At 57.1% G+C, this 14514-nt stretch carries 13 protein-coding genes; 9 read left to right on the plus strand and 4 right to left on the minus strand.

Annotated features, from left to right (window positions below; translation table 11 throughout):
* The first annotated feature begins 64 nt into the window (after positions 1–64).
* Positions 65–712, plus strand: coding sequence for a helix-turn-helix domain-containing protein (locus EMQ_RS00070; protein ID WP_035349753.1), 648 nt, complete (start codon positions 65–67; stop codon positions 710–712).
* Between the two features lie 195 nt (positions 713–907).
* Here the strand turns inward: EMQ_RS00070 and dld are convergent, their stop codons facing one another.
* Together dld and EMQ_RS00080 are read right to left on the minus strand one after the other, a co-directional pair.
* A complete protein-coding gene (gene dld / locus EMQ_RS00075; RefSeq protein ID WP_010666784.1) occupies positions 908–2620 on the minus strand; it encodes a D-lactate dehydrogenase in 1713 nt (570 codons plus the stop codon).
* A gap of 285 nt (positions 2621–2905) precedes the next feature.
* Positions 2906–3391 (minus strand): hypothetical protein, encoded by a 486-nt coding sequence (locus EMQ_RS00080; protein ID WP_010666785.1) that lies wholly within the window; start codon positions 3389–3391, stop codon positions 2906–2908.
* A gap of 91 nt (positions 3392–3482) precedes the next feature.
* Here EMQ_RS00080 and prmC point away from each other — a divergent pair, with 91 nt between their 5' ends.
* Positions 3483–4337 carry a peptide chain release factor N(5)-glutamine methyltransferase gene (gene prmC / locus EMQ_RS00085; protein WP_010666786.1) on the plus strand — a complete coding sequence of 285 codons (855 nt, stop codon included), beginning with the start codon at positions 3483–3485 and terminating at the stop codon, positions 4335–4337.
* A gap of 63 nt (positions 4338–4400) precedes the next feature.
* On the opposite strand, the gene EMQ_RS00090 is transcribed toward prmC, so the two are convergent.
* Positions 4401–5564, minus strand: a complete 1164-nt coding sequence (locus tag EMQ_RS00090; RefSeq protein ID WP_373278051.1) for a D-alanyl-D-alanine carboxypeptidase family protein — start codon at positions 5562–5564, stop codon at positions 4401–4403.
* Between the two features lie 376 nt (positions 5565–5940).
* Here EMQ_RS00090 and clpS point away from each other — a divergent pair, with 376 nt between their 5' ends.
* Positions 5941–6261, plus strand: coding sequence for an ATP-dependent Clp protease adapter ClpS (clpS, locus tag EMQ_RS00095; RefSeq protein WP_231367896.1), 321 nt, complete (start codon positions 5941–5943; stop codon positions 6259–6261).
* 183 nt (positions 6262–6444) lie between these two features.
* On the opposite strand, the gene EMQ_RS00100 is transcribed toward clpS, so the two are convergent.
* Complete coding sequence (locus EMQ_RS00100) at positions 6445–6786, minus strand: FYDLN acid domain-containing protein (RefSeq protein ID WP_010667831.1); 342 nt, start codon at positions 6784–6786, stop codon at positions 6445–6447.
* 243 nt (positions 6787–7029) lie between these two features.
* Here EMQ_RS00100 and EMQ_RS00105 point away from each other — a divergent pair, with 243 nt between their 5' ends.
* The 6 genes from EMQ_RS00105 (at position 7030) to EMQ_RS00130 (ending at position 14258) form a co-directional block, all read left to right on the plus strand.
* Complete coding sequence (locus tag EMQ_RS00105) at positions 7030–8226, plus strand: transglycosylase SLT domain-containing protein (protein WP_231367895.1); 1197 nt, start codon at positions 7030–7032, stop codon at positions 8224–8226.
* A 115-nt stretch (positions 8227–8341) separates the two neighbouring features.
* Positions 8342–9265 (plus strand): tRNA pseudouridine(55) synthase TruB, encoded by a 924-nt coding sequence (truB, locus tag EMQ_RS00110; protein WP_010667833.1) that lies wholly within the window; start codon positions 8342–8344, stop codon positions 9263–9265.
* Positions 9266–9280: 15 nt separating this feature from the next.
* Positions 9281–9550: a 30S ribosomal protein S15 gene (gene rpsO, locus EMQ_RS00115; protein WP_010667834.1), complete on the plus strand. Its 270-nt coding sequence runs from the start codon at positions 9281–9283 to the stop codon at positions 9548–9550.
* A 330-nt stretch (positions 9551–9880) separates the two neighbouring features.
* A complete protein-coding gene (pnp, locus tag EMQ_RS00120) occupies positions 9881–12028 on the plus strand; it encodes a polyribonucleotide nucleotidyltransferase (RefSeq protein WP_026199929.1) in 2148 nt (715 codons plus the stop codon).
* Between the two features lie 136 nt (positions 12029–12164).
* Complete coding sequence (locus EMQ_RS00125) at positions 12165–13583, plus strand: NAD(P)H-dependent flavin oxidoreductase (protein ID WP_010667717.1); 1419 nt, start codon at positions 12165–12167, stop codon at positions 13581–13583.
* A 33-nt stretch (positions 13584–13616) separates the two neighbouring features.
* Entirely contained in the window at positions 13617–14258 is a 642-nt protein-coding gene (locus EMQ_RS00130) for a LolA family protein (RefSeq protein WP_010667718.1), read from the plus strand.
* Positions 14259–14514: the final 256 nt, after the last annotated feature.

Below are 14514 nucleotides of genomic sequence, written 5' to 3' on the forward strand. Positions count from 1 at the left end.
TCTGTGCGCACAATGCGCACGTCGAGAGCAAAAAAGCTCAGGCAATCGAGAGGAGTAACTTTTGATGATGACAAAACAGGAATTCGCTGAAGCGCTCACGGCTCTTCATTGGTCACAGCGTGGTCTGGCAGAGATTTTAAACACTCATCCGACAACTGTCCGTCGATGGGCAAATGGACAGCAGGATCTACCTGATGCGGTTACGCAATGGTTAAATGAACTCAAACGAGTTCTCGTCGAGAAGCCCCGCCCAAGCGGATGGGAAATACCCAATAACAGTGTTGAAAATGATGATTTTTTGACTGCGGTAATTCCTAAATATACCGAATCTTTGGTGGGATGGTTTAAATTTGTATCACGAAAAAACGGATTACATGTTCATGATTTTCCGGAAATTTCCGACGTAGTTCTTCGCATAGAAAATTCCAAAAATAGCATTCTTGAATTAAGTCACCCACATGTCGACTCTGAAAAACGCATCGCAACTTATTGGTTGAAACCTCCATTGAGTAATTCTCATGGTTCATCATGTATTATTCTGCGACCTGAAGGCGCTTCATTAAATTGGTATGAATGGGTATTGAGGACGGTTGATGCCGACGGCGATACAGATGAACAAGACAGGGTTTGCGACTATTTTTTACCCCCCGAAAAACGAAGAGAATATCTCATTAATTTCATTAATGAGATATTCTCTGTGAATGGGATATAATCTCGAGGTTATATGCGATCAGGCAACCTTTACTGATCGCAGTCTACAAATTATCTAAAAATAGTTCATTTATACTTAATATGTTTAGTTTCAAGAGAGGATGAGACTGCCCTTGAAGGGCCATATAAGGCCGTCCGAATGGCTGGAATGTGTGGGCGAAAGCTGACGCTCTCGCCCCATTACATTCCACCAGCCTCAAACGCTCTCCGCCACCCAGTTTTTCCGTTTCGTCGCCTTGCCGATCCCCGGATTCATGCAGTTGCACGGATCGAGCGAGCGGTAGTGGTCCAGCATTTCCTGCGGTGCCTGATAGAGGTGGCCGACATTATGCTCGGCTGGGTATTTCGCACCACGGGCATCAAGACCGGGCAGCATGGAATGTTCAACTTCCATGGCGTCATAACCCTTTTTCACGACGTAATCCTGATGCATCACATGGCACAGGAAATGGCCGTAATAGAGTTTGACGATCAGCTTGTCCTCAATCTCCTTCGGCAGCGTCTCGAACCATTTCCGGTCATTGCGACGCAGGGCAACGTCCAGCGCGACAATATCCTGCGCCTCGCGGGGGTGAACGGCGCGATAACGGATGGCGGCACCGGCGGCGGCGAAGCGATGCAGGAAGGCGCGCTTGCCTTCATCGTCAGTGCATTTGAAAAACTCGCCTGTCGCCTTGCCGAAGAATTCCGTCAGATAAGCCTGCACGGGGCCGGTCAGTTCGGCTGATACTTTCAGCATCAGGTGATGCTCGAACCGGTCACGGTAGTTCAACATTCGCTGTGGAAGCTGCTGGGGCAGAAGGGTGCTCAGGGTCTGCATGACCCGGTCACTGAAATGTTCAGGCAGGAAGCCAAGTTTTTTGGCGTAGATATCGAAGCGGGACTTCAGGGCGAACATGGTCGGCAGCACTTTTGTGCCGCAGTAACGGATGACCGCAAACGTATCCTTGCCGTATTTTTCAGCAATGTTGAAAGCATCGCGGTGAATGTATTCACCGGCGATCGGCAGAGTATCGAAACCCGTCAGCAGATGGCGACGCAGGTCTTCCAGTTCATCGGTGCTGTTGGTGCCGATATAGAAAACGCTGGTATTTTTCTCGGCCGGAAACGTGTCGAGACGCACGGCGAAGGTGACCAGCTTGCCCGCGCTGCCGGCGGCCTCGTGCCAGCGGTGCGGGTCGGCGTTGAAGCGGGCAGGGGTGTCGGCGTCGATTTCACGAACATGAGTGATATAGTTGCCGTCATGGCCACGTCCGGTGTTCCAGTCGATATCGGCTTCGGAAAAGCTGCCCTCTTCCAGCTTGCGGAGCATGGCTTCCGGGTCATTGCCAAGCTGGATGCCCAGATGGTTGACGAGGCGAAGCTGTCCGTCCTCTCCAACCTGACCGAAAATCGCCATTTCGGTGTAGGCCGGTCCACGCTGCACAAGCGCACCGCCAGAGTTGTTGCTGACGCCACCAAGAACTGACGCGCCGATACAGGACGAACCGATCACCGAATGAGGTTCACGTCCGATTGCCGCCAGCTTGGCTTCCAGTTCGTAAAGTGTGGCACCCGGCAGGCACACGACCTGTTTGCCGCCGCCAATCAGATGTGAACGATCCAGGCGCAGTGTGCTGATGAGCACGATATCGCGGTCATAATCGTTACCGTCCGGTGTCGAGCCGCCCGTCAGACCCGTGTTGGCGGCCTGCATGATGATGATCTTGCCGTCATCGGTGCAGGCTTTCGCCACGCGCCAGAGTTCCACAAGCGAGCCCGGCTGAACGACAGCGAGCACCTTGCCAGCCCCAAAGCGAAAACCATGCGTGAAGCGGTAAGTGGAGGCGTCGCCAGTCATGACGTGCGCGTGACCGACAATGGTTTTCAGGGTGGAAATGAGTTCAGGGCTATTCTGGAGAGACGACATTCTGAAAGGGCCTTGAAAGTTGTTGTTTTCCTATCCCGCCCACCATAGAGCGCCAAACGGAAGAAAGGCAGTGCTCCGGGAGAGTTGATGTATATTCTTTCGATATGGCAGATGTGAAAAAGATAAGATTTACGTCTGGAAAGCCCCTTTGTCGGCATCCTGTGAGCCGATGACGATCAGATGCCGAGCACAAAAGAAGAGGCTCCTGTTGCTCGGAGCCTCGAATGTTTCTCACCTGACCATGTCCCGGAATGTTCAGCGTTGCCTGCAAATCCTGCGGGCGGTTCAGCTTGTCGCGACCGTGCACGCGCCCTTGCGACCCGGCTCATGCCGGGCGGTAGCGGGCGAAGATGGGTCGATCAGATAGAAATCCGTGAAGTTCTGTGCGCCCATCGCCTGAAAGACATGCCCGCTCGGATCGTAAAGCGTGCCCTGACTGGTGACGAGATGCGTCTCGGCCTTTCCTTCGGCGTTCCGCACAACAATCTCACCGCAAAGCGCGTAGGTGTAGGATGGCTTGTCCGGAACATTAACGACGGCGCGACGTTGGGGTGTTTTTTCATCCAGCACCATAGTCGCCACCAGTTCACCATCAATATAAAGCCGCGAAGTTTCGGAGACTTCCTGTGTTGCCTTGCCGTCTTCAACAACAAACTGCGTGGCCCAGGCCGAACCACCTGTCAGAGTAATCATCGTGGCCAGCAGGCAGGCGGCCTTCAATGAGCGATAGGCGTAAGGGCGAGAAAAGCCCGAAAGAGTGCGTGCAGTCATGAGAAACTGTCTCTCTCCGGTAGTGAGATGCTCGCCATCAACCGGCGATATGTGCAAAAACCGATGTCATGAAACAGCTTTATAATACGTTATGACGCCTGCAGACGATAGCCGGGCAGGGGCCTTGATCAGGCGGGCGGCAGCGTATCTTGATGAACGCGGGATCGAGCAGGCCCGCAGGGAAGCCCGGCTGCTGTTCGAACTGGCCTACGGCAGGGAAGTCAGTTGGCAACTGACACATGCCGACGAAATCATGCCCGAGACAGAACTGTTTTCCGATTTCGTGCGGCGTCGCGGTGCGGGTGAGCCGATGGCCTATCTCAGCGGCAGGAAGGGCTTCTGGACGCTTGATCTGGAAGTCACGCCAGACACGCTGATCCCGCGTGGCGATACGGAGACGCTTGTGGAAGCGCTTCTTCGGAATCGCCCAGACCGTCACTCCGTGATATCGGTGCTGGATCTTGGGACGGGAAGTGGCTGCCTGCTGCTGGCGGCACTGAGTGAATACCCTCAGGCTGTCGGAATAGGGGTGGACCGTGCCGAAAGAACAGCGAGACAGGCACGGAAAAACGCGAAGCTGAACGATCTGGCGTCACGAGCGGATTTTGTGGTGGCTGACTGGAGTGATCCACTGAATACCCGTTTCGATGTGGTTCTCTCCAATCCACCTTATATTCCGAAGGACGATATTCCCGGCCTGATGAAAGACGTGGTGGCGTATGAGCCGGGCGCTGCTCTTGATGGTGGTGACGACGGGCTGGACGCTTACCGCCAGATCATTCCCAGACTGACGGAGTTGCTGCAACCGGAGGGACTGGCCATTCTGGAGTTTGGGATCGGTCAGGAGGACGATGTGGCGAATATCGCCCATAAAGCCGGTCTATCGGTTGTGGAGCTTTGTGCCGATCTGGCGGGCATTACCCGAGCGATTGTTCTGTCGCGTTGAGGCCATTCATCAGGTCGGCGAGTTGATGCCGACCTGATTGTGAGCAACATCGAAAAAGTTTGCTCAGGTCTTGGAACGATGCGCGGGTTTGGTTGCGCTGTGGAGCGAACGGGAAGCCTCGCTGCTCTTGGCGCGCTTCGTAATGGGTGAGCGCGCCACCACAAAATGAATGATGCCGAGCTTCTTGAGGCGACCACCACGCGGTGCCTCAGCAACCTGAAGCGGCTGCTTTTTGCCTAAACCACTGGCTGCATAGAGACGCAGTTGATGTCGCCGGGATGCAGCGCTGGTGCCGCGGGCAATGACAAGCGGCCGGGGAGCGATTGCTCTTCTTTCGACAGGCGCGACGCCCTCATCCTGAAATCCCTGATCCATCAGGTCAGCCATTGTGCGGGTGCGCTCGGCATTGGAGGACGCGCCCATGACAACACCGACCAGCCGCACATTCTCGCGAATGGCGGAGGCTACGAGATTGAGACCTGCCTGCGCAGTGTAACCGGTCTTCATGCCGTCAGCACCCGGATAAAACCGGAGCATCGGGTTGTGGTTCGGAATTTCATGCCCGTGAAAATAGAAAACGGGGGTGGAGAAGTAGTGGTAGTCCTCGGGAAAATCTGAAATCAGACGACGTCCGAGGGTGGCCAGATCCCGTGCGGTCGTGACCTGATCCGGATCGGGAAGGCCTGACGCATTGCGGAAGGTTGTGGAGGTCATGCCAAGCGCATGGGCCTGCGCCGTCATCATGGCGGCGAAACGCACTTCATCACCGCCGACCAGTTCACCAAGCGCACAGGCCGCGTCATTGGCCGACTTGGTGACAAGCCCGAGAATGGCCTGCTCCACTGTGATGTAGGAGCCCGGCACGAGTCCGAGTTTGGACGGTTCGCGGGTGGCGGCTCTCACGGAAACCGGAACGGCCTGATCCAGAGAGATCTGGCCGTTACGCAGCGCCTGAAACGCCATGTAAAGGGTCATCAGCTTTGTGAGGCTGGCAGGGTAACGCTGAAGGTCAGGATTAATTTGCGCCAGCACTGTGCCGCTGCGTGCGTCTTCGATGAACGCGCTCACATGTCCGACATACTGGGCGCGGGCAGAATCGACGGCGAAAAGGGATGAGAGAACGAGTGTGGCTGCGAGTCCTTTTTGGGGTGCGCGTCTGACTGTCGATAAGTTATTGATTTTAGAGAGGAAGTTTTTTGCCTTGGAACGAGCGGATCCGTCATTCATTTCGGAGAAACAGGCCGGGAATCCACAGTTCTTTTTCATGGCGGAGCGCACAACAATCCTGATGGGTGTTTGGACAAGAGCTTAGCAGTGCCGAATCCATCGTCTAGAGGTAAAGTTACTAATATTTCGGAAAAAGCAAAGCCGTCCGGACGTTTGCGGGCAACAACTTTTTAAGAAAATTGGCGGCAGGGTGACAGGGTCACTCTGTGCACAACGCAGACTGACCATCAGAAAGGGTTCCGCTGGTCCGGTTCCTGATTTTTTGTTTCCTTGCGCAGTCGGGCGGTTTAGAGAAGCACGATAAGCGTGGCAGCCCAGCCTTCTCTGTCAGGAAGAGCCAAGGAAAATGTCGCCGCGGAGCAGCCGAGTGAGTTTCATGACGGAGAATTCAGAAGACAACACATCGGATATCGGCGTTCTGGTCAGGACTGTTCCCAAGACCAGAAAGCCGTCGATGTACAAGGTCCTCATGCTGAATGACGACTACACGCCCATGGAATTCGTCGTGCATGTACTGGAGCGGTTTTTTAACAAAAATCGCGATGAAGCCACCAATATCATGCTGCATGTGCACAAGAAGGGCGTGGGAGTCTGCGGCGTCTTCACGTACGAGGTTGCCGAAAGCAAGGTGTCCCTCGTCATGGATCTGGCAAGACAGAACCAGCATCCGCTTCAATGCACCATAGAGCGCGACTGAAAACGGCGGGTTTTTAATCTGCCTATGCGATTCAATTGTGTGGGCTGAGGCTTTAACCGGGCCTGTCCGGTAGCACGCACGCGGCCTGAGATGAGACGCGGCTGCAATCTTCAGTAAGCTAAACAGATTTATTCAGGAAAACAGGGCGCTGCCGCATAGGGCAGGCCCCGTTCTGTTGTGACTTCAGGAGTCGTGTTCGTCTTTCTCGGACGGGACATCAATGTCGGAGCTGATGTCGTCGGCATCGTCATCCAGGTCAGACGTATCCTCGATGACATCATCATCATCGTCATCATCGTCCGCTACGATGTCGAGATCATCATCAACATCATCCTCGTCCGTCTTCGTCTTCGGAGCCTTTACCGGAGTAGCAGGGACGATCTCGCCTGTACGCTTGAGACGAGGAACTTCAGCCGGCTGCTCAGTCCCGCATTTCGGGCAAACAGCGGGATCTTTGGTGAGGTCATAGAAACGCGCGCCACACGAGACGCAGACGCGTTTGGAACCGAGTTCGGGCTGGGCCATATGAAACCTGTCGAATTGTATTCGTGGCAGGGGACGCGAATCCCCGACGGTATATGGTGCGACCTGAAGACCCGCACGCAATCTAAGGGCAGGCCACATGCCAGCTCAGACAGTATGCGTCAACCAAGGAAAAGACGTTCCCTGGATCGCCGCCGACCGGTTCGTCTCATTTTCGCCTTAATTTTCCATTGGCATACACAAGTGTAATGTTGGGATGCGTCCATTCTTTCAAGGGGGCTCGTGATGAGTCGGGGGCAGACTGTAATCTTTCGGTCCATGACGCTGGGGCTCTTGCTTGGTCTGGCGGCATGCAGCGGCAGCTCACGACCGGGCGGCAGTCCATCGCAATGGGGGCAGGGAGATTATACTCCTCCCGGTCCGGCCAGTGATCCCTGGGGGCCGTATATCCGCGAGGCAGCCAATCGCTTCACAGTTCCCGAACAGTGGGTTCGGGCTGTCATGCATCAGGAATCGGGCGGTCACGAATATCAGAATGGTCATCTGACCCGTTCAGGCTCAGGCGCAATGGGTCTGATGCAGCTCATGCCCGCTACATGGTCGGAGCTGGCGGCGGAGTTCGGGCTGGGCAATGATCCTTACGAACCGCACGACAACATCATGGCGGGCACCGGCTATATCCGTCAGCTTTACAATAAATTCGGCTCGCCGGGTTTTCTTGCTGCCTATAACGCCGGACCGGGTCGTCTGGAGCAGTATCTTGAAACAGGCGGCTCACTGCCGGATGAAACGGTCAATTATGTCGCCTCCATCAGCCCGAATCTGGGCGACGCCGTTCCTGCTGTGACGACGACAGCCTCGCCGGTCATGGTGGCGAGTGCGCGAACTGTGCCAGCCTATACGGTCGCCCAGAACACGGTTGCTCAGAACACAGCCGTAACGGGTCCGGTTGCCCGTACGTCTGACGGCTGCCTGCGAAATGTAGACGCCGCCTACGACCCGTCGAACTGTCTGGTCGATCGGGATGTGCCGCATGCTGATCCTGTAGCACCAGTACCAGTCGCGCCGCTCGCTCCGCCTCAGCCCGCTGTGGAAGTGGCTTCGGCTCCCCCTGTCGCGGCAAGTCAGCAGGCATTGCCAGCGGGGTTGGCCAGTTATCTCGAGCCTGCTTCAGCGCGAGCCGCTCCGGCCTATCGTCTGACACCGGTGGCTTATACGCGGCCCGCTTCGAGTGGTGGCGGTTGGGCCGTGCAGGTGGGCGCTTTCTCATCGGGGTCTGATGCGAGAGTGGCTCTGGCGCAGGCGCAGGCCATTATTGGCAGAAAAGGTGACGCCAGTCCTGTGGTCACGAGAGTCTCGCCAACAGCCAAGTCCCTCTATCGGGCCCGTCTGGTCGGATTTGCCGCGCAGGATGCGACAACGGCCTGTCGTATCCTCCACACGCATTCCGTGGCCTGCTTCGCTGTTCCGCAGTCCACCTGACTCCCGGTGGCCTGATACAGGCCGTGCAGGCGTTGCGGTCTGGGCTGTGCTCGGCTAGACCCGCGCCTTTCCGGGGCCGATTTGTCCGGTCACGGGACAATCGGGAGATGCAGGAATGGCGCGTAACCGTGTTCGCAAGGGGCGGCCTCTGGATGGATGGCTGGTTATCGACAAACCAACCGGCATGACATCGACAGCAGTGGTCAGCATTCTCAAGCGCGCCTTCAATGCCCAGAAAGTCGGTCACGGCGGCACGCTTGATCCTCTCGCAACGGGTCTTCTGCCTATCGCCATGGGTGCTGCGACCAAGACTGTCCCCTACATTATGGATGGCACCAAGCGGTATCACTTCACCCTTAAGCTGGGTGAGGCGCGCGACAGCGATGACGCCGATGGCAATGTCACGGCGACATCCGATGTGCGTCCGACAGACGAGCAGCTGCGACAGGCGGCAGCCGACCTGACGGGTGACATCATGCAGGTGCCTCCCGTGTTCTCCGCGTTGAAAGTCGCGGGCGAGCGGGCCTATGACATGGCGCGCGACGGTCGTCCGCCGGAACTGCCGCCCCGTCCCGCCCGTATCGACCGTTTCGTGCTGATTGATCGTCCTGATGCCGATCATGCCGTGTTTGAAGTTGAATCCGGCAAGGGTGTCTATATGCGTTCGCTGGCCCGCGATGTGGCGCTGGCCTGTGGAACAGTGGGGCATATTGCCGTTCTGCGCCGGTTGCGGGTCGGTCCCTTCACCGAGGCCGATGCGATTTCACTGGACAAAATCACCGAGAGCGCCGAAGAAGGCCCCGCTTCGCCGGAGCTGCTTCTTCCGGTATCGACCGCGCTGGCCGACATCCCGGCGGTGGCCCTGATGCCTGATGAAGCGGCGCTTATCCGACATGGACAGGCTCTTGGCCTGATGGATTTCGTCGACCGTATCCCGGAAACGGGTCCGGATGATGTGGTCCGCATGATGGACGGGGAAGTGGTTTTGGGTCTGGGACGCCTTGAAGAAGGGTGGCTCAAGCCTGTTCGTTTGCTTTGAGATTGGGAGACGACGATGTCGATTACCGCAGAACGCCGCACGGCGCTGATTGAAGAATACCGCACAACCCCGACCGACACAGGTTCGCCGGAAGTTCAGGTTGCGATCCTCACGGAGCGTATCAACAACCTGACCGAGCACCTGAAGACCCACGCGAAGGACTTCCATTCCCGTCGTGGTCTGCTGGTGATGGTTGGTAACCGTCGCGGCCTGCTCGACTACCTGAAGCGCAAGAGCCAGCAGCGTTACGAGACGCTGATCGGTCGTCTGGGTCTGCGTCGCTGATCACAGGGTCAGGCAAAAGGTGGAATGGTAGGCAATCTGCTGTTTTCCCTGCGCCGATAATCCTGTAAAGGTTCGCCCGGGGTTCCATTTTTGGAGCCTCGGGTTTTTTGCGTCCGGATGGTCCGGACGTGAAGCTGCGCTGTTCCGTACGCGCGGAGGCCGGGCTGGCCACGGCGTTTCAGGCCACATGGCGTTCTGACGTTTTCGTCAGCCACCATGCCGTCCGAGACGCTGTCTGCATCCGGTTTCTCAAACCCCGGGAATCACAGGGCCGCTGTCAGGCCCGGACCGGGGCTGTCGCTGGGGATGGCCGAAAGGTTTGAAGTAAGAATGTTCAATTATTTCCGTAAAGAAATTGAATGGGGCGGTCGCCCGCTGATCCTTGAGACCGGCAAGATCGCCCGTCAGGCAGACGGCGCTGTTGTCGTCACCTATGGCGAGACCGTTGTCCTGTGTACGGCCGTGGGCGCCAAGACCGTCAAGCCGGGACAGGATTTCTTCCCGCTGACCGTCAATTATCAGGAAAAAGCCTACGCTGCCGGCAAGATCCCGGGTGGTTTCTTCAAGCGTGAAGGCCGTCCGTCCGAGGCCGAAACACTCAACTCCCGTCTGATTGACCGCCCGATCCGTCCGCTGTTCCCGGAAGGGTTCCGCAACGAGGTTCAGGTCATCACGACGGTCCTCAGCCATGACATGGAAAACGATCCGGCCATTCCGGCTCTGATCGGTGCATCGGCAGCGCTGACCCTGTCCGGTATCCCGTTCTTTGGTCCGGTTGCCGGCTGCCGCGTCGGTTATACCAACGGCGAATATGTGCTGAACCCGACCATTGACGAGACCAAGGAGTCCGATCTGGACCTCGTCGTCGCCGGCACATCGGAAGGCGTGCTGATGGTGGAGTCGGAAGCCAGCGAGCTATCCGAAGCCGTCATGCTTGGCGCTGTGAACTTCGGTCACAAGGCGTTCCAGCCGGTCATTGATGCGATCATCGCGCTTGCCGAGCACGCTGCGAAAGCACCGTGGGAGATGGAAGGTCCGAGCAAGGAAGCCATCGCTCTTCGCAAGAAGGTCGACACGCTGGGCCGCAAGCTGCTCACCGCAGCTTACAAGGAGAAGGCCAAGCAGGCTCGTTATGAGAAAATTGCTGAGGCCAAGAAGACAGTCATCGAGAAGCTGACGGCTGCCGATCTGGATGCTGAGGCTGCCAAGCCGATGCTGAAGGACCTTGAGGCTGACATCGTGCGTAACGCGATCCTCAATACGGGTCTGCGCATCGACGGTCGTGACCTCGTCACGGTTCGTCCGATCGTCTCCGAAGTCGGCATCCTGCCGCGTGCCCACGGTTCCGCTCTCTTCACACGTGGTGAGACGCAGGCGCTGGTGATTGCGACGCTTGGCACGGGCCAGGACGAGCAGGTCATCGATGCGCTCGAAGGCGAATACCGCACCAACTTCCTGCTGCACTACAACTTCCCTCCGTTCTCGGTCGGTGAGTGTGGTCGCACGGGTTCGCCGGGTCGTCGTGAGATCGGTCATGGCAAGCTGGCATGGCGCGCCATCCATCCGCTGCTGCCGACGAAGGCCGAGTTCCCGTACACAATGCGTGTTGTGTCCGAGATCACGGAAAGCAACGGTTCGTCTTCCATGGCGACGGTCTGCGGTTCCTCTCTCGCCCTGATGGATGCTGGCGTTCCGCTGAAGCGTCCGGTCGCTGGTATTGCGATGGGTCTCATCAAGGAAGACAGCGGCTACGCCGTGCTGTCCGATATCCTTGGTGACGAGGATCACCTCGGCGACATGGACTTCAAGGTAGCGGGAACCGAAGCCGGTATCACCGCATTGCAGATGGACATCAAGATCACATCCATCACGCCGGAGATCATGGAAATCGCTCTGGAGCAGGCCCGTGGCGGTCGTCTCCACATTCTGGGCGAGATGTCCAAGGCGCTGACGGAAGGCCGTGCAGGCGTGTCCTCCACGGCGCCGAAGATCACCACGATGAGCGTGCCCAAGGAGAAGATCCGCGATGTGATCGGAACGGGTGGCAAGGTCATTCGTGAGATCGTCGAATATTCCGGTGCGAAGGTCGATATCGGTGATGATGGCACGATCACCATTGCGGCATCGTCCGACGAGCAGGCTCAGAAGGCGATTGCCCGTATCAACGGCATCGTGGCCGAGCCGGAAGTTGGTCGTATCTATGATGGCAAGGTTGTGAAAACGGCTGACTTTGGCGCATTTGTTAACTTCCTTGGCGCCAAGGACGGTCTGGTTCACATCTCCGAGCTGGCGCAGGGCCGCGTGGCCCGCACCACGGACGTGGTGAAGCAGGGCGACGCTGTGAAGGTAAAGGTCATCGGCTTCGATGATCGCGGCAAGGTGAAGCTCTCGATGAGGGTTGTAGATCAGGCCACGGGTGCCGATATCACAGCGGACGTTGGCGAGAAGCCTGCACGCGCACCACGTCGCGAAGACTGAGACCTCTCAAGGTCTGAACTGGGGGCGGGCGTTGCGACTCTCCGGTCGTAACGCCCGTTTCTCTATGGCGCCTGAAGCGGCATCGGGTTAAGAGCGCCCATGTTTGCGGCACGAACAGGGACGATGACGGAACAGCATGAAGTCTATTAACGCAGTTAGGTTGGGGGGCGCTGAAGTCCTGCCTCTCGTTGAGGGTGGAAAAGGTGTTTCCGTTTCGACGGGTGAATCCGCCGGAGCCTGGGCCGCTGCTGGCGGTGCTGGCACGATCTCTGTCGTCAACGCGGATAGCTATGATGAGAACGGCAATGTCGTTCCCCAGATCTACAAGGGACGCACGCGCAGGGAGCGTCAGGAAGAACTGATCGACTATGCCATCAAGGGTGGCATTGCCCAGGCGAAAATCGCGCACGAGCGTTCAGGCGGCAAAGGTCGCATCCACGCCAATATTCTTTGGGAAATGGGTGGCTCGGAACGGGTGATCGAAGGCGTCATGGAAGGCGCCAAAGGCTTGATTCACGGTCTGACCTGTGGCGCGGGCATGCCCTATCGCCTGTCCGAAATAGCCGCGAAGTTTGGCGTTCACTATTACCCGATCGTCTCGTCAGCACGGGCGTTCAACGCACTGTGGAAGCGGGCCTACAGCAAGGCTGCCGAACTTCTTGGTGGCGTGGTCTATGAAGATCCGTGGCGGGCAGGGGGGCATAACGGCCTGTCCAACACAGAAAACCCGCTGATGCCGGAAGACCCGTATCCTCGCGTGCTCGCATTGCGGAAGCTGATGCGGACGTTCGGGCTGGGTGACACACCCATCATCATGGCGGGCGGTGTGTGGTGGCTTGAGGAATGGCAGGACTGGATCGACAATCCTGAACTGGGACCGATTGTTTTCCAGTTTGGCACACGGCCTCTGCTCACGCAGGAAAGCCCCATTCCGGACGCCTGGAAATCACGGTTGCTGACCCTGAAGAAAGGCGATGTTTACCTCAATCGCTTTTCACCGACCGGATTTTACTCTTCCGCCGTGAACAACAGCTTCATGCAGGAACTGCGTGAGCGTTCGGAGCGGCAGGTCGCCTATTCCTCTGAACCGCTGGGTGAACTGGTGGCCCGGTATGGTATCGGCGCTCGCAAGCGCGAAGTCTTTGTGACGGAAGCCGATCTGCTGCACATCAAGGGCTGGGAAGCAGCGGGCTTCACGGAAGCCATGCGTACACCGGATTCGACCCTGATTTTCGTGACGCCCGAGCGCGCAAAGGAAATTCTGGCTGATCAGGTGGCCTGCATGGGCTGTCTGTCGGAATGTCGCTTCTCCAACTGGAGTCAGCGTCCGCCGGAATACAGTAACGGACGCAGGGCCGATCCCCGGTCATTCTGCATTCAGAAAACCCTTCAGACGATCTCGCACGCTGAAGGGCCGGATCAGGCTGAAATTGCTGACCACAACCTGATGTTTGGTGGCACCAACGCCTGGCGCTTTGCGACGGATCCGTTCTATTCGAATGGCTTCGTTCCTACGGTGAAGCAGCTTATCGAACGGATCATGACCGGGCGCTGACCGGCAACTGGTGGAATGAAGAGGCTCTGGACCATGCTGTTTCGACAGAAAAGCACCACTCTGCTGCGAGCTGTTTTTCTGGCTGGCGGCATGGTCATGGCCTCTTCGACGTCATTGTCTGGTGCGGCTCATGCACAGACCGCACTCTCGCCTGTCGATCAGGGGTGGGTCGCCCGCGTTCAGGACACCATGAACGCCGTCACCACCATGAAGGGGCGTTTCGAACAGGTTGCGCCGGATGGCCAGCGTACGACCGGCACTGTCTGGCTGGCTCGACCAGGGCGGATGCGGTTCGAGTATGACAAGCCAAGCCCACTCTTGCTGGTTGCAAATGATGGCAAGGTCGTTTTTCGCGATACACAGCTTGACCAGACCACGGAAATCCCGCTGGAGCGCACCCCATTGGGGTTGCTGCTCAGTGAGCATGTCTCACTCTCGGGTGACGTGACCGTCACCAGCTTTCAGCGCCAAAATGGTACGCTTCAGATATCAGCCGTTCGTACCGCCTCTCCGGGTGAGGGAACGTTGATCATGCTGCTATCTGAGCAGCCGCTAAGTTTGCAGGGCTGGACCGTCATTGATGCTCAGGGCCGACAGACAAGAGTGGCGCTGTCTGATGTAAAGCAGGGTGTGAAGGTTTCCGACTCTTTGTTCGCGCTCCCTCGCGAGAACTGACTTTCTTTCATAAGCTGCTTCGGACTCTGACGGATATCTCTTCGCAGTGGATGGAGCATTACATCGGTAGATAGTCGGAGCCGACTATGCGGATATATGTCCGTTTCTCGTGATGAAAATTAATGTTTTTCCAAATGCTGGAAAACAATGCAGCTCTATTTCGTAAGAGATATGCAATCAATTTCAATTACCTTGCACGTTACTGACAACGTCCTGTAACTTCTGCTCTTGCGACATAACGGACGGAAGCGATGTC

This window comes from Acetobacter aceti NBRC 14818 (assembly GCF_000193495.2).
Classification (GTDB): Bacteria; Pseudomonadota; Alphaproteobacteria; order Acetobacterales; family Acetobacteraceae; genus Acetobacter; species Acetobacter aceti.